The organism is Clostridium lundense DSM 17049 (assembly GCF_000619945.1).
In the GTDB taxonomy this organism is placed as follows: domain Bacteria; phylum Bacillota; class Clostridia; order Clostridiales; family Clostridiaceae; genus Clostridium_AO; species Clostridium_AO lundense.
Genome location: NZ_JHVC01000007.1, coordinates 92,094 through 109,934 on the forward strand (window position 1 = coordinate 92,094; position 17,841 = coordinate 109,934).

Consider the following 17,841-nt stretch of genomic DNA (forward strand, 5'->3'; position numbering starts at 1 on the left):
AACCTTTAAAGGAGGGAACAACATTTGACATCATCATTAAAAGAATATGAAAAGAGAAAGGGGAAATATAGTTTACTCTTAAAAAAGCAACAAAAACGTATAGAGAATATAAATACTTTGCAAGTTGCAACTTTTATACTTGGATTAGTAATTTCAATAATAACCTATACCTTAAGAAAAAATTACTTATCTGATTTAGTGGTTTTAGTGACTATTGTTTTACTTTGTTATTTGGCCAATTTACATAAAGGTATGGAAAATAGAAAGAAGTATATAACGGCATTATATGAAGTAAATGAAGCTTCAATAAAACGATTAAATGGAGAGTGGAAATCCTTTGAGGATATAGGTGAAGAGTTTATAGATGAAAATCATAATTATTCATATGATCTTGATATTTTCGGTAAAGGGTCTTTATTTCAATGGATAAATGTATCTAATACTTATATTGGAAGGCAAAAGCTTAAAGAAATATTAACAGAAAAACCCGAGAATGAGCAAAAAATATATGATAGACAATCTGCTGTTAAGGAACTTGGGCAAAAGTTATATTTTAGACAAAGGATTGAGGCTGAAGGAAAAATAATTAACAACAACAAACAAAATCTTAAAGAGCTTTTTTCATGGATGAAGGAGAGAAATAACTATATATTAAAGAAACAAGTAGTTTGGCCTTTGAGAATTCTCTCGGCGATAACCAGTGTAGCTACCTTAACTTTGATAGTTAGAATAATTGATTATATGCTAGCCGCTTTACTCGACACAGGTAGAAGTGCACCAAAAATATTTTATTTAATTCCATATTATGTCCCTGTTTTTTTAACTTTTATTCAAGGTATTATTCTATGGATAAAAAGAGAAGATAGAATGAAAAACTTAATTATTGCTGAAAGATATAATGATAGTATAAAAACATATAGAAATATGCTCAAACATATAGAAAAGCATAAATTTAAATCTGAATATATTGTGAATTTATATAAAAATCTTTATGACAATGATGGAGTAAATGCTTCTAAACACATAGATGATTTTTCTAAAATTTGTGGATCTATTGCAAGTAGGCGTAATATGCTATATTCTATTGTGAATTCTGTTCTTATGCTAGAATATCATTGGACTATTTCCGTTGAAAAGTGGAAGAGAAGATGCGGAGAAGATTTCGAAAAATGGATAAATACAATAGGAGAATTAGAAGCTTTGTGCAGTATTGCAGTTATAAAGTATGATAACCCTTGTTGGACTATGCCTAAAGTTGTAACTGGATCATCAAAGATTATAGGTAAAAATATAGGGCACCCTCTTTTAGGTGAAAAGAGAGTATGCAATGACTTGAATTTGGAGGAGCCTTATAGAGTTATGCTTATAACAGGTTCTAATATGTCTGGAAAAAGTACATTTATGAGAACTGTAGGAGTTAATATTGTGTTAGCATATGCAGGAGCTCCTGTATGTGCAGGTGAATTTTATTGTACCATTATGGATCTTTATAGTTGTATGAGGGTCAGTGATAATCTAGGAAAAAGTATATCTTCCTTTTATGCAGAAATATTAAAAATTAAAAATATTGTTAATGCTTCAAAAGAAGAAAAAAGAGTGTTATTTTTATTAGATGAAATTTTTAAGGGAACTAATTCAAAAGATAGGCACACTGGAGCTATGATTTTGGTAAAACAATTAAGTAGAGAAGGAAACCTAGGATTTATATCTACCCATGATTTAGAGTTAGGAGAAATGGGAAAGAGTAAAGATTCAAAAATTAAGAACTATCACTTTTCCGAATATTATAGAGATAATAAAATTTATTTTGATTATAAGTTAAAAGCTGGGGTTTCACCTACAAAAAATGCTATGTACTTAATGAAGTTAGCGGGTATTGAAACAGGAGAAAATAATGAGGCGAATTAATCTTTTTTAATATAATCCGCAATAAAAATCAAATATAAAAAAACACCTTGCATTATATTATAAAGGAAAGGTAAGGTGTTTTTTATGAAAGAGGTAACAGCATATTTTAAAAAATTTGAAGGTACAAGCTATGAAGTGGGTGTACAAATCGGACAATGGGTATTAGCACATCCAACTATACTTAATATGGCACTATTGCCATCAAATACGTATCCGCAAGACAAACTCTTAGCGATTACAGAACTTTTGGATAAATATTGCAGTGGTGTCAATGAAGAAATCAAAGGCTTTGCAGATACTATTGGAGTTAGTCATGAACAGGTAATCTTTTATTCTATGACATATTTGGAACGTGGTTGCAGTTTAATGGCAGCATTACCTTCTAAAACAGAAATTAATCATACAATCATGGCAAGAAATTATGATTTCAATGATACTATGGAAGAAATGTGTTTTGCTAAAACAAAGGTTAAGGGGAAATATTCTCACATTGGTTCTTTACTAAATCTCTTTGGAAGATGTGATGGTATGAATGAACATGGTCTAGCAGCTTGTAAAGCAAGTAATGGATTGCCCGTTGGAAATTTTCAGGGTGGACAAAAGCCAGGGGTAACAGGATTTCAGTTTTGGATTGTTATTAGAAGTATTCTTGAAAATTGTAAGAATGTTGAGGAGGCAATTCACTTTGCCATGGAAGCACCTATAGGATATAATATTAATTTAATGCTTGCTGACAAGAATAATAAAATAGCATTACTCCAATGCATGGATGGACATAAATTCTATGAAATATTGGACAGTAATAGTAATAAGAATTATTTGAGTGTAACAAATCATGTGTTATTTCCTGAATTAAAAACATATGAAAAGATGCTTATAAAAAATTCAGAATTACGCAATGATGTCATAGTAAAAACTTTTGAAGAGAAGAAAAAACTTTCTTGTGATGACATTAAAGGATTACTTTCAACTTCATATCCACAAGGATTATGTTGTCATTATTACGAAGAGTTCTTTGGTGTACTTCGTTCCATGATATTTGATGTAACTGATGGAACTATTAAAATGACTTTTGGTTCACCACAATGTAATGAGTGGAGAGTATTTACAATTAATTCAAATGAAGAACAAGAATATATAGTTAAATTACCATATGAAAGAGCAGATAAATCATTTTATGATATAACTTATTTAAGATAAGGAAGGGAGGAAACCGCATTGGATGGAGAAAAAATACTTGAGCAGGCAATTATATTCATTGAAAATAATTTATATGAGCCTATTACTGCTTGTAATGTTGCCCATGCGGTTTCCTATTCATATTATCATTTTCACCGCTATTTTCATGCGATGATGGGAGAAACTATTGGAGAATATATTCGTTCTAGGCGACTTACTGAAGCGGCAAAGTTACTATTATATAGTGAAAAGAAAATATTAGATATTGCTGTTTCATTGCATTTTCAATCTCACGAAGCATTTACCCGTGCTTTTAAAAATAGATATGATGTAACACCTAAGCAATATAGAAAGAATCGTATAAATACACTGATTGGTAATAAACCACAACTAGATGTAATTGAATTAGTACATCGACAAAGCAAAATAACTTTAACACCTGAAATAATTATGGTACCTAGTAAAACAATAATGGGGATTCGGTTTGAAACAAGTGTTGCTAATAACCAAAGTAGTGCACAATGGGAGAATTTTAATAATCAGCTTGCAAAGATGAAAAATATAGCTTCTAATTCCAATAGATATGGCTTCTTTGAAGTGAACAATAGTTGTGAAGCAAAAGTATTTAATGAGGATAGTGTAACTACGGAGTTTATTGGTATAGAGGTTGATAAAGATAGTATTGTACCTAGTAATATGTTAATTAAAGAGTTTCCTGGTGGAAAATACGCAAAGTTTATTCATACAGGAACAGTGAATACTCTTTACATGACTTATAGATACATTTGGGGGACATGGTTTCCAAGCAGCAATAATCAACTTGATATGCGCGACGACTTTGAATGTTATACGGAACGATTTTTAGGTGTTAAGAATGACAAATCACAGATTGATATTTATTTTCCTATCATGTAATAAGAATATATAGCAGCGCTCAATTAGAAATTGGAGCTGCTATTTTTGTCTATAAGTCAAAGGTATTACTTTCCAGCGTTTTCCTTTAATAATATGTTATAATTGTTTCACAATAGTAAATTATGATGCATTAAAAGGAGAAATATTTATGGAAAAAAAGTTTTATATACCTGGAAATGAAATCAAAAGGATTATTGATTCACAGGAAGGGTGTCTTGCAACTGATAGAATTATGGTTGATGGTTGTAAGGTTGGATTTATGTATAGGGAGAGACCATATCAAAATGGCAATCCTGATAGTGGTTGGAGGTTTATGTCTGGTGATGAGGACTATGAATATATGAATAACCCTGAAAATCATGGTGTTTATCAAGTTAACACTATATGTAATTATGATCCTGATATAATACCATTACTTAATTCAGCACCAGGAAGTGCATACATTCGTGATGAAAATGGTGAGCTTGTACTTGATGATGAATGGAAATTAGCAGAAGATTAATAATGTGTTGTAAGCAGGCTATAATGCCTGCTTAATTTTTTAGGTATTTTAAGATATTGCTATGGTAAACAATACCTTTGTTTATTTAATTATTGAGTTATAAATATTATTAATCAGAAGAGAGAACTTTGTTTACGGAATTTTTTAGAGAATCAATAAATTTATTGCGTAATTCATCTGATATTTTTAAAAGTGAAAGATAAGGATTTAAATCCTCTAATTCCACTAATAAAAGTTCATTTTCTTCAGTCCTACAGGCATCAAACCTTTGAATACCATGGGCCAAGTTATTCCACTCAATAAATTTTTGTGCAAATTCTAAATCTTCTTTAGTAGCTTTATATTCTTTAAGTTCCCATCTTTTATTTTTATCTGGTGCAAATAAAGCATATTGAAATTCTTTGTCAATAAAATAAAAAGATACTTCATACTTGAAATTTATTAATGGCTGAATTAAGGTATTTCTATCAGCCAAGTTTATATTTTCATAAAGCTCCTCTATTGGTAAGAATTTCATACCAATAGAATCTGCACCGTCTTTTGGCTTAATTACGTATTTATCTACACTTAGAAGCTTATCAATAGAATTTAAATTATCAATAGTTTTGATTACAGGAAAGTTTTTATTAGTTAATTCAACTAAATAGTCTTTTCCCTTCATATCTGCTTTACCATTAAATGAATTATATGTTTTTATATTATTTAATTTTACCTTTTCCCTAAATAAATTGTATTCATTTTGAAAGTTTGATACAGGTCCCGTATTTCTAAATATGGTTAAGTCAAAGTCATTAATAAAATCAGTCATATCTTTTGGATTACATATGACTAATTTAAAATCTTCTCTAAGCTTTGAGGTAAGAAAAAAATCTTCATCATAATAAAGCCTACCTTTAGCTTCATAATATAAATCTGTAACAAATAATATTTTCTTCACAAAATCACCTCTTTTGTTTATGATAGATATAATTTAATTAAAAAGTATAGTATAATTGTTTGACTAAAGTAATAATAGTTTTGTTCTGTATTCGGAATTTAAATTCTATATATCGAATTATAATGGCTGATTAGAATTATTTCAAGAGTTTTATATAAGAAAGAGGCGATTAAATGAGAGATATTAATGTTAGTATAGGAAATAATGTAAAAAAGCTAAGAAAAGGCAGAGGACTTACTATTGATGAATTGGCAGCTAATGCAAAGGTCAGCAAAAGCATGATAAGTGAAATTGAAAGAGGAATAAGAAACCCATCTATAACAACGCTCTGGAATATTGCTAATAGTTTAAAAATTCCTTTGAATTATTTATTATATGAAGATAAAATGCAATCTGCATATATTTACAAGATAACAGAAGAAAATGCAATAGGAGATAATGGATTTAACTGTTATCCACTTTTGAATTTTGATGAGGACAAAAGAATTGAAATATATTTTAATGAATATATGCCAAAATCTAAAACAGAAAAAGCAGCTCATTATAATGGCGTTGAAGAGTATGCACTGATAACAGCAGGAATGTTAACTTTAAACTTAAATGAAGAACAATTTACAGCATCTGAAGGAGAGGTTATACGTTTTTTAGCAGATAAACCACACTTTTATTTTAATGAAACAGATACTATAACAAAGGCTTTTGTATTAATGTTTTATCCTAAATAAAATATGTATTTAGCGAACATGTATTTTAAAACAAACTTAATAAAATAATATAGAATAGTGGTATCCAATCAGAGAATGGAGCTGCTATTTTTTATTGCAACTTCAATTGTAAATGTAAATGCAACCCTTCCGATACCAGCTATGTTGTATTAATAATAATAAATATTTATCCTCTAGGTGGTTGCATCCTAGCTTACAAAAGATTGGTTAATTACCAGTCTTTTTGTTTGCTCATTAGTTTTGTTTTATATATCCTATGATTGTTGGCGGCAGAACGGAGGATATATATGTCTAAATTTTTTAAAGACTTGAATTGCAAAAATACTTGAAAGAGAGTCTTTCTTTTAAAGAAATCAGCCGTAGGCTAGGAAAAAATCCTACTACTATTTCTAGAGAAGTCCGAAAGTATAGTCCCAAAATTGCTACAGGTTACCCTGGATTTCCATTCAATGCTTGTAAGAAGCGTATTAACTGTAGAAATAAGAACGTCTGTGGCAAAGAATGCACCAGAAAATCGGCTAGCTATTGTAAGCTTTGTACTTCTTGTAATTCAAACTGCTCAGATTTTATTGAAGAAGTCTGCACTGTCAGATTCAGAGTTCCTTATGTTTGTAACGGTTGTGAGACCATTGGTAAATGTACACTTTTAAAAAATATTTATGATGCAGAGCATGCTCACGTCAAAGCGCATGAATCTATATCACAGTCACGAAGTGGCTTGTGTGTATCTGAAGATGAAATCGCTAGGTTGAATAAGATTATTTCGCCACTTATTCAAAATGGCCAGTCTGTAAATCAGATTTATATCAACCATCAGGACGAGCTTATGTGTAGTGAAAAGACCATTTATAATTATATCGATGCGTGTCTTTTTGATGTCAGGAGCATTGATCTTCCAAGGAAAGTCAAGTTTCGTGAGCGTTATAAGAAGCCTGAATTCAAAGTGGATAAAGGCTGCCGCATTGATCGCAATTACGAAGCTTTTAGTGCGTTTATTGAAAAGAACCCTGATACTGCAGTGGTACAAATGGATTCTGTGATTGGCAGCAAAGGTGGTAAATGCCTCTTATTTTATCACGGAGAAGAAGTTTTACATAAACTTGGATGCGCACCGGTTGCCGCCAGTGACATCATGCTAAAACCTACTCTTCTAAAAAAATAATAAAAAAGCATGCCGCCAACCATTAAGCTGTCTAAGGAATTAAGGGGTGGATTCTCCGATTACAAAAAAATCGAGAGGGAGTCGACCTCCATTTGGCATGCTTATTTTTAATATAATACTTCAATAAATGTGAAAAATCAAACTGCATGTTGGTTACAAAAACTGCATCTCATTTACAGAACATGGATTTCGGATACAAAAGTGGCGTTTCGTTTACAAATATTCAGTTGTCAGTTACAAAGATTGCTTTTCAATTTACAAAGTGGCATCTCGTGTTACTATTGAGTTTTTTTATTGCAAAATAAAATAAGTCAATAAATATATTATATAAGTCAATAAAAATTTATTGATAAACAATAAATAATGTATTATCATATACATATAAATTAAAAGAGAGGTGCTTTTTATGAAACAATGTTCAACAATTTTCTTAAGGATAGCTGTGATTCTTATTGGAATTCCGGTTCTTGCCCTGTGTATATTTTGGTTGCCTTCAGCTGCAGATTATTTACACTATCCCATTTTAATTGGTGTGTATGCAACGGCGATAACATTTTTCTTTGCCCTATATCAAGCTTTAAAACTTTTAAGCTATATTGACAAGAACAAAGCTTTCTCGGAATTATCTGTAAAGGCTTTAAAGTATATCAAATATTGTGCAATCACAATCAGTATTATATATGCAGTACTCATACCATTCGTATTTCCTATAGCAGATGCAGACGACGCCCCAGGTCTCATGGGATTCCCAGTGATTTTTATTTTTACTTCTGCTGTGATTGCAGTCTTTGCTGCTGTTCTTCAAAAGCTTTTAAAAGAGGCAATAGATATAAAATCAGAAAATGATTTAACAGTGTGAGGTGAATAATATGGCTATTATAATTAATATTGATGTGATGCTGGCTAAAAGGAAAATGAGTGTAACAGAACTTACAGAGAAGGTTGGAATAACCATGGCGAACCTCTCTATACTAAAGAACGGAAAGGCAAAGGCCATTAGATTTTCAACTTTAGAGGCAATATGTAAAGCTTTGGAATGCCAACCAGGTGATATTTTAGAATACAGAAATGATACGTAAATGAGAAGTTGAATACCATAAAGAGATTGGTTAAATGTTGAGTAAAGTTTATTTGAGGAGGTAATTTATGAAGATTAAATTAATTCAACCTGCAATGCTGCCCAGACCTATGGATACAAAGTTAAAAACAAGAATGTCTCCTTCGTTAGCTTTATTAACCATAGCAAATCTTACGCCGAAAGAGCATGAAATTATTATTGAGAATGAAAATGTTGAAAAGATAGATTTTGATGAACCTGTAGATTTGGTAGCAATAACTGTTACTGTAGATGTTATGAATAGAGCGATGGAAATATCAAAGGAGTTTCAAAAGCGTGGGGTAACAGTAATTGCGGGAGGTATACATATTACAGCAGATCCAGAGGGGGCTCTTAATAGTTTTGATGCAATATGTGTGGGAATGGCTGAGAGAATTTGGGGAAAAATCCTTAAGGATAAAGAGAATAATTTACTTAAGAAGATATATTATGATATGGAAAATATTTCCGGAAGGGAAATAGTATCACCTAACTACTACATTATTGATAATAAAAAGTATTTATATACTAATATAATTAGTACAAGCAGGGGATGTCCTTTTGAATGTGATTTTTGCTATAATAGTTGCAAAAATGTACTTAAAACCTATATTAATAGACCCATAGACGATGTGATTAAAGATATAAATGCATTAAAAACAAAGCATATAATGTTTATTGATGATAATTTTATTGGGAATCCCAAATGGACAAGAAAATTATTAGAGGAAATAAAACCTCTTAAACTAAAGTGGAACGCAGCAGTCACTTCCAATATAGTAGATATGCCTGAATTATTAGATGAAATGAAAGCGGCTGGTTGCCAAAGTTTATTTATAGGTTTTGAAAGTATAAATAGTAAGTCAATAGATAGTGTCCACAAAGTGCAAAATAGTGTAAAGAGATATGAGAAACTTGTAGATGAAATTCATAAAAGAGGAATAATGATAAATGCAAGTTTTGTTTTCGGATTAGATGAAGATGATGTTTCTGTATTTAAAAATACATTAGAATGGATAGTTAAAAATAAGATAGAAACGGTAACCTCACATATTCTTACCCCATATCCTGGTACAAAATTATACTCATCATTGATAGAGAAAAATAGAATTGTAGACTTTAATTTGTCAAATTATAATACTGCGCATGTTGTATATAAACCTAAGAATATGACAGCAGAAGAATTATATAATGGTTATCTATGGATATATAAAGAAGTGTACACATTTAAAAATATAATAAAAAGACTACCAAAATCTAAAAAGCAATGGATTCCATTTCTAGCGTTTAATTTCTTTTATAGGAAGTTTGGAAAGCTGACAGAAGTATTGTGCACTATAATTTCTTTTGAAAATATAGGAAGATTTTTTAGATGGTTAGCTTATTGTATAAAGTAGGCTATGGAATTATATTTTAAGGTGAACTACAGATTATTTATAAACTGAACGTCAGAGAATAAGAGGTGATGAAATGAAAAATGGAGGTATTATGAATAAACGAGAACGAATTAAAACAGTCTTTTTATATAGTGTTTTTATTTGTTACATACTTTTTTTAATTAAATTATTGATATTATCAAGAGTTTCGCTTTTGGAACCGTTTAATAGTCAAAGGACTTTATTGAGGTCAATCAATCTCATTCCTTTTCATAGTATAACGGAATATATATCTGGCAGCACTGCGAATTTGAAAAAATTTGCTTTTAGTAATGTGGTTGGTAATATCGTTATTTTTATTCCTCTTGGTATATATTTGCCATTACTCAAAAAAGATAAAAGAGGAATCACCAATCTGTTGTTTATATTTATAGTGAGTTTATTTGTTGAAATCATTCAGGGGCTTTTAGGCATCGGAGTATCGGACATTGATGATATAATTTTAAATTGTTTTGGTGGATGGATTGGTATTTTAGGGTATAAGTTTTTATTGTTACTATTACAAGATGAGAAAAAAGTATGTACTGTAATCACAATACTATCTGCTATCATAGGATTACCTGTTCTATTATATTTATTATTCATGGTGAGATTGAGGCTCTGAATATCTTTATTGCATATACAAGAAGATACCCTAAACAAAAAGAACGTAGAAATTAAGCATAATATTCAGTAAGTTTCTTGCACAATATTTTTAAATTGTGTGGAAATAAGAGGAATATAAGTGTAGTGGAGATGATGTAATTGTAAAATTATATAAAGTAATTTTTAGAATAACTATTTATGGAAGAAAAATATGGGTAAGAAAGAACATAATCATATTAGGTTAATGCTAAGATAAAAATTGAATTAGGTAAATGGATAGAGAAGAATTTGATAAAGACTTTGGAGGTAGAAGTGATTACTTTAAAAGATATTATAAATCAAACTGAGTTTGATGATGTTTGGAAATTTATGGTGAAGCTTAACAAGATAAAAAACATAAATTTATATAATAACTATAAGAATTTTTATAAGAAACTATTAAAAATTACTCCAAGTAAAAATATCACTAATATGTTTATATATATAACTGCGTTTAAGGAAGATGAAGATGGAGACACCTATTGTATTAGTAACTTTGATGAAGAAGATAACACACTATTTTATGAAGTAACTGGAGAAGATAATGAATGTAGTCTATATGCACTGGATGCATGTAGTTTTGAAAGTTGGTTAGGTTTTTATATCGGTGAAGAAACGTTTGGAAGGTTTACCAAGCCCAACATAATTGCTCATTGTATATGGGAGATGACTTTTTTTGGGTTTGAGCAGAAAAGAGATGAAGAAGGAAGACTAATAATTTAGATAAAATCTTTTTAAACAAACCTAATAAAACAACACAAAATAGCAACATCCAGTCAAAAACTGGAGCTGCTATTTTTTATATTTTATATATAAGTGATATTACTATATTAGACATATGAGCATTAACTTAAAAATTAACATTTATGGTATAATTATAATGAATCTATTATGAGGATATAGTTATAGTGTATATGACGTAATTGCAAAAAATGTGAAGTATAGATTATTTATATAACACGAAGATAGATTAGTGATTTAGAAAATAACAGGAGGTATTTTTATGGAGTTTAGAATAATATCATTGCCACCGTTCAAAGCAGCGTCATCTGGTGTAGATAAGGAATTTAACTTTTCTTTCAATGGTATTTTAGGAAAGTTTGATAAGTATTTTTCTGCAATTAAGCCATCGGAAAGAGATAGTTTTATGCCCAGAGACTTTTTGTTTTTTGATGAAGAAAAACAAGGGATGATATGGTGGTGGGCATTGAGTGAGGATATGGATGATGGCGGCAACGAAGTCGTTGATTTCGAAGGCGGGTACTATATAACTTATGTCTACAAAGATGGGGATGAAGAAACAAATGTTAAGTTATATAATAAAGTTTTGGAATACATTAAAAATTCTGATACTTTGGAACTGGATATTCGCCAAAATCATTATGCTATGGGACATATTATTACACCACCAGAGATTATAAAAGCACAAGGATGGTCACAAATGGAAACATTTATACCCGTTAAGTTAAAAGCAACTTCCAATTTGTAATACAAACTAAGGGGATAATCTTTAGTTCACATTTTTCTCATAATACATGACAAAATGAAATTCTTTAAACAAAGATTTTAGAGGTAAAGGTGGTTGCTTTAAAAGATATTATAAAGTAAGGATAATTAAAAGGAGATATGTGTATTGTTTTTATTTAATAAAAGAGATGTATATATTGGATATTCATTAGAAGAATTATCAAAAATAAGAGAAATTTTAGCAAAGGAAGGTATTAAATATACCTACAAAGTTATAAATCATTCAGGAGAATGGGCAGGACGAGGTACGACAAGGGGCAAATTCGGAAGTTTTGGAATGAAGATGGATTATGAAAAACAATATGTCATTTCTGTAAATAAAAATGATTATGAAAAGGCGAAATATCTTGTTAATAGTATTTTGCACCCATAACAATAAAGATATTACTCTTGGTATTCAATTAATAAAATTACTTTACAATCTTCATATATAGTCTATCAATCATAAATTTAGGATATTTGAATAATTGTAAATTATTGTGTAACTAATGAATAACTACAAAATATATTTTGTAGTATCAAAGGGAGGTATGAATAATGAAAATAGTTTTTATGGGAACTCCTGATTTTGCAGTTCCCTCATTGAAGAAAATGATAGAGAAATATAATGTTTGTGCTATTGTAACACAACCTGATAAACCAAGTGGAAGAGGGAAAAAGGTAGCAATTTCACCAATCAAAGAGGTTGGACTATTGAATCAAATTCCAATTTTTCAGCCCGAAAAAATAAGAACAGACTCTGTAGTTATTGATAAATTAAAAGAAATAAAACCTGATTTTATTATTGTTGTAGCATATGGTCAAATCATAACTAAGCATATACTTGACATACCAAGACTCGGATGTATTAATCTACATGCATCTCTCCTCCCAAAGTATAGGGGGTCAGCACCAATAAATTGGACTTTAATAAATGGGGAAATAAAAACTGGAAATACAACTATACTAATGGATACTGGTATAGATACGGGTGATATGCTTATGAGAAGTGAGTTTGACATATCTGAATCTATGACAGCAGGAGAATTGTATCAATTATTAAAAATAAACGGTGCTGAACTGCTAGAGGAAACAATAAATGGAATTATCACAGGTAAAGTTTGTGGGGTAAAACAACAGAGTGATGGAAGTTCTTATGTACAGATGTTAAACAAGCAAATGGCAAAGATTAATTGGAATGACAGTAGTATTAACATACATAATTTAATAAGAGGATTGAGTTCTTGGCCATATAAAAATATAAACTCATGGCCAACTGCGCACACTTATTATAAAGATATTCCAATTAAAATATTCAAATCCAAGTCATTAGAGGCAAATATTATTAAACCACCTGGTTATATCATAGATGCAAATAATGAAGGAATTGCAGTGGCCACCAATAACGGTATTCTGATTATAGAAATATTACAGTTTCCAGGGGGGAAACCTCTTGAGGTAAAAGAATTTTTAAAAGGAAATAAAATAGAAAAAGGCATTGTATTATCATAATCATACTTAATTAAGTTTTCTTTATGAGGAGATAACTACGATGAATATTAATGATTTATATATAACGAATTATAGGGAATCTGGAGGCTTACCGCTCCACAGCATAACAAGATTACCAAAAGAAGAGGCATATGCTTTTGCAAAAACATTATCAGAAAAAAGTGTTTCAAAGAATGATAGATATGCTAATTACTTTAATACATATTATCATAAAAGGTTGCGAACAGAAGAGTGGCTATATGATACGTTTGTATCTTTAAAAGGACAGCCGAAGACTCATCATCCAATTTATTTTACCTTAATGGAGAGTGAGGGATTATGTAATTTTTTTGGCAACCAAAGTAAAATACAAATTTTACTTAAAAATATTGATTCTTCACACATAAGTTTTACTCCTAGGGATAGTATGCACCTAATGGATATATAGAAATAAACATCAACTTAATGCTAAAGTAGTTTTTGGTGTAGGGGGAAGCCTTGATGTAATTGCAGGAAAAGTGAAGCGTACACCAGAAGTTTGGAAAAAATTAAATTTAGAATGGCTATATAGAAGAATTAATCAGCCTTCACGAAAGGAAAGACAGAAAAAGCTAAAGATTTTTGCATATAGGGCAATTGTTGAAGCGTTGAGTAAAAATGAAAAGTGAAAATAATAAATTAAAACACAAAAATACCCAAGATTTCACATTAATAGTCGAAAATAATAAAAGAGAATTAATAATTTATTAAATATTAAATTCAATCGAAATCGAGGGAAGGATAAATGAATTATGTTAAGAAAAGAGTTACAACCACCTAAAATTAATAATGAATTAGTAAAAGAATTAATGCAACTTATTGATGAAATATCAGAGTTATTTGATGAGTATTATGAAGAGTATTATATTAAAAAGGAAAAGACAATTTTAAATGAAAAGATAGATTGTCTTAATTCGAAAGTTGAAAAAGAATATGAACCTATGGATTTTGCGAATTATTTGGCAAGCACATCTCTTGAGGAGATATCTAAGATGGTGGCATTACCTAATCCACCAATAATTAAGGATATAACTATTGAAGAAACTACTGAAATAATAGAAATCATTGCTAATTTAGAATGGCCACAAGAAATAGACGAGGTAGAAGAAGTAGATATATATATAGAATATTACTTGGAATTAATGGGAAAAAGTATACCAAATAAGGATATTTCAGATCTAATATATTGGTATGATGTAGAAGAATATGGACATGAACCAACTGCAAGAGAGATTGCTGAAAAAGCATTTAAAATGAGGGAAGTAAATGTTTTATAGGGGGAATTTATATGAAGAAAAAATTTGCATTTTTGCTTATGGGGAGTCATTATAATCCAGAAGAACATAAGGCTTGTTTTGAAACAGAGAAACAGATTACTTATATCTTCACAGTGAGAAGCTTTGAGGAAGCATGTGATAAAATCTCTTTTTTAGAAAGAGATGGTGTTGGTGCAATTGAATTATGTGGAGCATTTGGTGAGAAAAATGCTGAAAAGATCATAGAGTTAACTCATAATAAAATAGCTATTGGTTATGTTACCCATAAATCTGAACAGGATAATTTATTTGATAGTTTCTTTTCAAATTTTGGATGATATTAGAATCCTAAGTTTATTATATTAAAACATTGAGGAAAAGTATAAATCAAAATGAAAACAAGAGGTATAAAAATGATAAGACTCCAATTGATGCAAAGAGAAGATTTGAAAAAAATTATAGAATGGAACATAGACAAATCTGCTGATGAATTATTACAGTGGGCCGGACCTATGTACAACTATCCTTTAACACTTGTACAACTTGAAAATTACTTTTTAGATGAAATTAAAAAGGAGTATTCAAATATTTTTCTTTATAAAATAGAACTTGTTAATACAGGGGAAATTATTGGAACTGTTGAATTGCGTGAAACAGATAAAAATAATAAAATAGGTAGAGTTTGCAGATTCTTAATTGGACAAGAAAATATTAGAGGAAGAGGCGTTGGAGCTAAGGTTTTAAAAGAAATATTAAGAATTGGCTTTGAAGACTTAAAATTTGAAAAGATAACACTAGGAGTATTTGATTTTAATAAAAGTGCAATTAAATGTTACGAAAATGTAGGATTTACAAAAGTAAAATTAATTGAAAATGCAAGAAAATCATCAAATGGGTATTGGGGCTTATATGAAATGGCTATTTCAAAAGATGGGTGGAAGACAGAAAATAGTTAAGATTATGTTATAGAAGAGATATTTTAAGATTTTTTGATTCTACATATGCTTAATATGTACTGTGAGGTGGAAATTAAGATTGGAAGAATTTATTTTTAATATGAATTGCGGTGCGTTAAAATCTTTTAATGATTTTACTAGAGAAAGAGCGGATAAGATACAATTTCAATATATACATGATCAACCCCAATATGAATTATTAAAAGAAAAGTATATGATAGAGCAGGTTGCAGGTAATGATGATGAACTATCGAAGGCTATTAATTTGCTTAACTGGGTGTTTGAAAACAATTATCATAATGGAAGATTTAATGGGCCACAGCCATTTAATTCATTGAATTTACTTAATTATTCATATAAAAATGGAAAAGAGAAAGGAATTTCTTGTTTTGGACTAGCTATTATTTTATCAGAATGTCTTTTATCTATAGGAATTAAATCTAGAATTCTTCACTTGTTATCATTTAATCCATATGACATTGATAGCCATGTTGTAACTATTGCATATATTAATAAGTTAAATAAATGGATTATGCTTGATCCTACTTGTAATTGTTACTTTATGGATGAAAATAAAAATATTCTTTCTCCTTGGGAGATAAGAGAAATTCTTGGGAATCAAGGGTATTTGGTATGTAACAAAGAGGTTGGATATAATGATTTATCTATATCATTTGAAGACTTAAATAACCAGCGCATTCAATATATGGCTAGGAATATGTTTTGTATGAGTACAAATCTGATAAATACCTTTAATTCACAAATGGTTCCTTGTAAATTTGGATATTTGAAAGAGCAAAGAAATATTTATCTGGCTCCAAATGGATTTAATCCATATGAGCGCCGTATTGAAAACACTTTGTATCGTATAAAAGTCCAGGGAGAAAATACAGAAAATTTGGAATACCTTAATTTCTTAAAAGAAACCAAAGGAAAACATATTATAGTGGACTTAAATACTTTTATTCAAAAACCTTGATTAGATATAGAAGAAAGTGTTAGGTATGCTAAGGTGTTTAATAAAATTTTTATTATAGGGTTAAGGAGGGAGAAAAATAAAGGGATTAAGGAGAGGAATAATAGTTATTTGTTTAATTATACTGATTGTAAGTGGAGTTAATAGCTTACCAGAGAGTAAATATTATGATAAAGATATTAAGGCATTAGTTAAGGGGAAAAAAGCACAAGTAATTGAAGTAGGGAAAGGGTTTAAAATAGATGAAGACACTATCTTTATTAAGAGAATTATTAATACTGAAGATAAAACATATATTAGATATGCCGTTATAACAAAAGAGCAAGGATGGTCTTTTCCTGGAGGGATAATAAAGATATTTGATGATAAAGGAAAACAATATAGAAATCATGGAGGAGGGAGTTCAGGTAAGGTATGGGGACAAGATGGACTAATTCATTTTGATAAACTTAAGAAAGATGCAAAGTATATAAAACTTAAGGTTGAATGGTATGACAGGGAGAATGAATTGAAAATTTCACTTGGGAAAGAGAGTGGAATTAATGAAAATAAATGATAAGAATAGAGCTATTATAGAATGGATTATGGCTATAGTGCTTATAGTAATATGCTTCAAGTATTCTATTTTGTCCTATGGAAGTTTTTCACCTATAAAAGCTCATGAACTATCAGAGAGAACTTATCATTATGGGCCCTCTAAAATAATTAAAACAATAGATTTAAATGGAGGAAAGATATATTTATGTAGATATAAAGAGTGGTTTTCAGCAAATACTGTTAAAAAAGGTGTAATCAAATGGTATCCTGGTGATCAAGTAGCCGGAACTCCTATAGATTATTCAAAGCAAGTGTCATATAGCTGGGGAAATTCACATGCAAAAGGAGACACAAGCATAATGAAAATCTATGGTTATGTAAATGACTCTAATATAACTACAATGTTAATAGAAGATAATACAACAAATACATCAAGGGATGATTTAGATGAAAGTAGAATGTTTATTTTTTACTGGAATGAAGATAAAGAAAAACATGAAATAAAATATTTAAGAGGTTTAAATAAAGAAGGAAAAATTATTTATGAAGAAAAGATTTATTAATATAGTGAATATGAGAAAGGTAATTTTCCATAA

22 protein-coding genes and 1 pseudogene are annotated in these 17,841 nt (G+C 29.7%); 22 read left to right on the forward strand and 1 reads right to left on the reverse strand.

What is annotated here, in order from left to right; genetic code table 11:
* Window positions 1–24 precede the first annotated feature (24 nt).
* From T514_RS0109240 to T514_RS0109255, 4 genes are all read left to right on the forward strand, one after another.
* Complete coding sequence (locus tag T514_RS0109240; protein ID WP_027624517.1) at window positions 25–1,908, forward strand: MutS family DNA mismatch repair protein; 1,884 nt, start codon at window positions 25–27, stop codon at window positions 1,906–1,908.
* Between the two features lie 84 nt (window positions 1,909–1,992).
* Window positions 1,993–3,108 carry a C45 family autoproteolytic acyltransferase/hydrolase gene (locus T514_RS0109245; RefSeq protein WP_027624518.1) on the forward strand — a complete coding sequence of 372 codons (1,116 nt, stop codon included), beginning with the start codon at window positions 1,993–1,995 and terminating at the stop codon, window positions 3,106–3,108.
* An 18-nt stretch (window positions 3,109–3,126) separates the two neighbouring features.
* Entirely contained in the window at window positions 3,127–4,002 is an 876-nt protein-coding gene (locus tag T514_RS0109250) for an AraC family transcriptional regulator (protein WP_027624519.1), read from the forward strand.
* A 148-nt stretch (window positions 4,003–4,150) separates the two neighbouring features.
* Complete coding sequence (locus T514_RS0109255) at window positions 4,151–4,504, forward strand: DUF2185 domain-containing protein (protein ID WP_027624520.1); 354 nt, start codon at window positions 4,151–4,153, stop codon at window positions 4,502–4,504.
* Window positions 4,505–4,613: 109 nt separating this feature from the next.
* Here T514_RS0109255 and T514_RS0109260 read toward each other — a convergent pair whose 3' ends face one another.
* Entirely contained in the window at window positions 4,614–5,441 is an 828-nt protein-coding gene (locus T514_RS0109260) for a hypothetical protein (protein ID WP_027624521.1), read from the reverse strand.
* Between the two features lie 173 nt (window positions 5,442–5,614).
* On the opposite strand from T514_RS0109260, the gene T514_RS0109265 reads away from it, so the two are divergent.
* The 18 genes and pseudogenes from T514_RS0109265 (at window position 5,615) to T514_RS0109345 (ending at window position 17,808) form a co-directional block, all read left to right on the forward strand.
* Complete coding sequence (locus T514_RS0109265) at window positions 5,615–6,166, forward strand: helix-turn-helix domain-containing protein (protein WP_027624522.1); 552 nt, start codon at window positions 5,615–5,617, stop codon at window positions 6,164–6,166.
* Between the two features lie 313 nt (window positions 6,167–6,479).
* Window positions 6,480–7,244 (forward strand): annotated as a pseudogene (locus T514_RS27685) (helix-turn-helix domain-containing protein); the annotation flags it as partial.
* A 490-nt stretch (window positions 7,245–7,734) separates the two neighbouring features.
* Window positions 7,735–8,187, forward strand: coding sequence for a DUF2975 domain-containing protein (locus T514_RS0109275; protein ID WP_027624524.1), 453 nt, complete (start codon window positions 7,735–7,737; stop codon window positions 8,185–8,187).
* A 10-nt stretch (window positions 8,188–8,197) separates the two neighbouring features.
* On the forward strand, window positions 8,198–8,407 hold the full coding sequence (locus T514_RS0109280) for a helix-turn-helix domain-containing protein (protein WP_027624525.1): 210 nt from the start codon (window positions 8,198–8,200) through the stop codon (window positions 8,405–8,407).
* 67 nt (window positions 8,408–8,474) lie between these two features.
* Window positions 8,475–9,821 carry a B12-binding domain-containing radical SAM protein gene (locus T514_RS0109285; protein ID WP_027624526.1) on the forward strand — a complete coding sequence of 449 codons (1,347 nt, stop codon included), beginning with the start codon at window positions 8,475–8,477 and terminating at the stop codon, window positions 9,819–9,821.
* A 91-nt stretch (window positions 9,822–9,912) separates the two neighbouring features.
* Window positions 9,913–10,464 (forward strand): VanZ family protein, encoded by a 552-nt coding sequence (locus T514_RS0109290; protein WP_027624527.1) that lies wholly within the window; start codon window positions 9,913–9,915, stop codon window positions 10,462–10,464.
* Window positions 10,465–10,757: 293 nt separating this feature from the next.
* Window positions 10,758–11,207 carry a DUF6557 family protein gene (locus tag T514_RS0109295; RefSeq protein WP_027624528.1) on the forward strand — a complete coding sequence of 150 codons (450 nt, stop codon included), beginning with the start codon at window positions 10,758–10,760 and terminating at the stop codon, window positions 11,205–11,207.
* Between the two features lie 280 nt (window positions 11,208–11,487).
* Window positions 11,488–11,973 carry a hypothetical protein gene (locus T514_RS0109300; RefSeq protein WP_027624529.1) on the forward strand — a complete coding sequence of 162 codons (486 nt, stop codon included), beginning with the start codon at window positions 11,488–11,490 and terminating at the stop codon, window positions 11,971–11,973.
* 144 nt (window positions 11,974–12,117) lie between these two features.
* On the forward strand, window positions 12,118–12,384 hold the full coding sequence (locus tag T514_RS0109305; protein ID WP_051541977.1) for a hypothetical protein: 267 nt from the start codon (window positions 12,118–12,120) through the stop codon (window positions 12,382–12,384).
* Window positions 12,385–12,548: 164 nt separating this feature from the next.
* The gene (gene fmt, locus T514_RS0109310; protein ID WP_027624531.1) at window positions 12,549–13,502 is read left to right on the forward strand and encodes a methionyl-tRNA formyltransferase; all 954 of its coding nucleotides are present in this window, start codon (window positions 12,549–12,551) and stop codon (window positions 13,500–13,502) included.
* 40 nt (window positions 13,503–13,542) lie between these two features.
* Window positions 13,543–13,929, forward strand: a complete 387-nt coding sequence (locus T514_RS0109315) for a hypothetical protein (protein WP_027624532.1) — start codon at window positions 13,543–13,545, stop codon at window positions 13,927–13,929.
* Window positions 13,922–14,149, forward strand: coding sequence for a WecB/TagA/CpsF family glycosyltransferase (locus tag T514_RS26090; RefSeq protein ID WP_084284457.1), 228 nt, complete (start codon window positions 13,922–13,924; stop codon window positions 14,147–14,149). The genes T514_RS0109315 and T514_RS26090 overlap by 8 nt, the downstream gene beginning before the upstream one ends.
* Before the next feature lie 123 nt (window positions 14,150–14,272).
* On the forward strand, window positions 14,273–14,797 hold the full coding sequence (locus T514_RS0109325) for a hypothetical protein (RefSeq protein WP_027624533.1): 525 nt from the start codon (window positions 14,273–14,275) through the stop codon (window positions 14,795–14,797).
* An 11-nt stretch (window positions 14,798–14,808) separates the two neighbouring features.
* Complete coding sequence (locus T514_RS0109330) at window positions 14,809–15,114, forward strand: DUF6506 family protein (RefSeq protein WP_027624534.1); 306 nt, start codon at window positions 14,809–14,811, stop codon at window positions 15,112–15,114.
* A gap of 75 nt (window positions 15,115–15,189) precedes the next feature.
* Complete coding sequence (locus tag T514_RS0109335) at window positions 15,190–15,732, forward strand: GNAT family N-acetyltransferase (protein ID WP_027624535.1); 543 nt, start codon at window positions 15,190–15,192, stop codon at window positions 15,730–15,732.
* Between the two features lie 79 nt (window positions 15,733–15,811).
* Entirely contained in the window at window positions 15,812–16,711 is a 900-nt protein-coding gene (locus tag T514_RS0109340) for a transglutaminase domain-containing protein (protein WP_027624536.1), read from the forward strand.
* Between the two features lie 211 nt (window positions 16,712–16,922).
* Window positions 16,923–17,264, forward strand: coding sequence for a DUF5643 domain-containing protein (locus tag T514_RS27305; RefSeq protein ID WP_278246520.1), 342 nt, complete (start codon window positions 16,923–16,925; stop codon window positions 17,262–17,264).
* Window positions 17,251–17,808 (forward strand): hypothetical protein, encoded by a 558-nt coding sequence (locus T514_RS0109345; protein ID WP_027624537.1) that lies wholly within the window; start codon window positions 17,251–17,253, stop codon window positions 17,806–17,808. The genes T514_RS27305 and T514_RS0109345 overlap by 14 nt, the downstream gene beginning before the upstream one ends.
* Window positions 17,809–17,841 lie beyond the last annotated feature (33 nt).

Coding starts and splice junctions, on each gene's coding strand:
- T514_RS0109245 (WP_027624518.1), top strand. CDS start 1,993: ATGAAAGAGGTAACAGCATATTTTAAAAAATTTGAAGGTACAAGCTAT.
- T514_RS0109255 (WP_027624520.1), top strand. CDS start 4,151: ATGGAAAAAAAGTTTTATATACCTGGAAATGAAATCAAAAGGATTATT.
- T514_RS0109265 (WP_027624522.1), top strand. CDS start 5,615: ATGAGAGATATTAATGTTAGTATAGGAAATAATGTAAAAAAGCTAAGA.
- T514_RS0109275 (WP_027624524.1), top strand. CDS start 7,735: ATGAAACAATGTTCAACAATTTTCTTAAGGATAGCTGTGATTCTTATT.
- T514_RS0109280 (WP_027624525.1), top strand. CDS start 8,198: ATGGCTATTATAATTAATATTGATGTGATGCTGGCTAAAAGGAAAATG.
- T514_RS0109285 (WP_027624526.1), top strand. CDS start 8,475: ATGAAGATTAAATTAATTCAACCTGCAATGCTGCCCAGACCTATGGAT.
- T514_RS0109290 (WP_027624527.1), top strand. CDS start 9,913: ATGAATAAACGAGAACGAATTAAAACAGTCTTTTTATATAGTGTTTTT.
- T514_RS0109300 (WP_027624529.1), top strand. CDS start 11,488: ATGGAGTTTAGAATAATATCATTGCCACCGTTCAAAGCAGCGTCATCT.
- fmt (WP_027624531.1), top strand. CDS start 12,549: ATGAAAATAGTTTTTATGGGAACTCCTGATTTTGCAGTTCCCTCATTG.
- T514_RS0109315 (WP_027624532.1), top strand. CDS start 13,543: ATGAATATTAATGATTTATATATAACGAATTATAGGGAATCTGGAGGC.
- T514_RS0109325 (WP_027624533.1), top strand. CDS start 14,273: ATGTTAAGAAAAGAGTTACAACCACCTAAAATTAATAATGAATTAGTA.
- T514_RS0109330 (WP_027624534.1), top strand. CDS start 14,809: ATGAAGAAAAAATTTGCATTTTTGCTTATGGGGAGTCATTATAATCCA.
- T514_RS0109335 (WP_027624535.1), top strand. CDS start 15,190: ATGATAAGACTCCAATTGATGCAAAGAGAAGATTTGAAAAAAATTATA.
- T514_RS0109345 (WP_027624537.1), top strand. CDS start 17,251: ATGAAAATAAATGATAAGAATAGAGCTATTATAGAATGGATTATGGCT.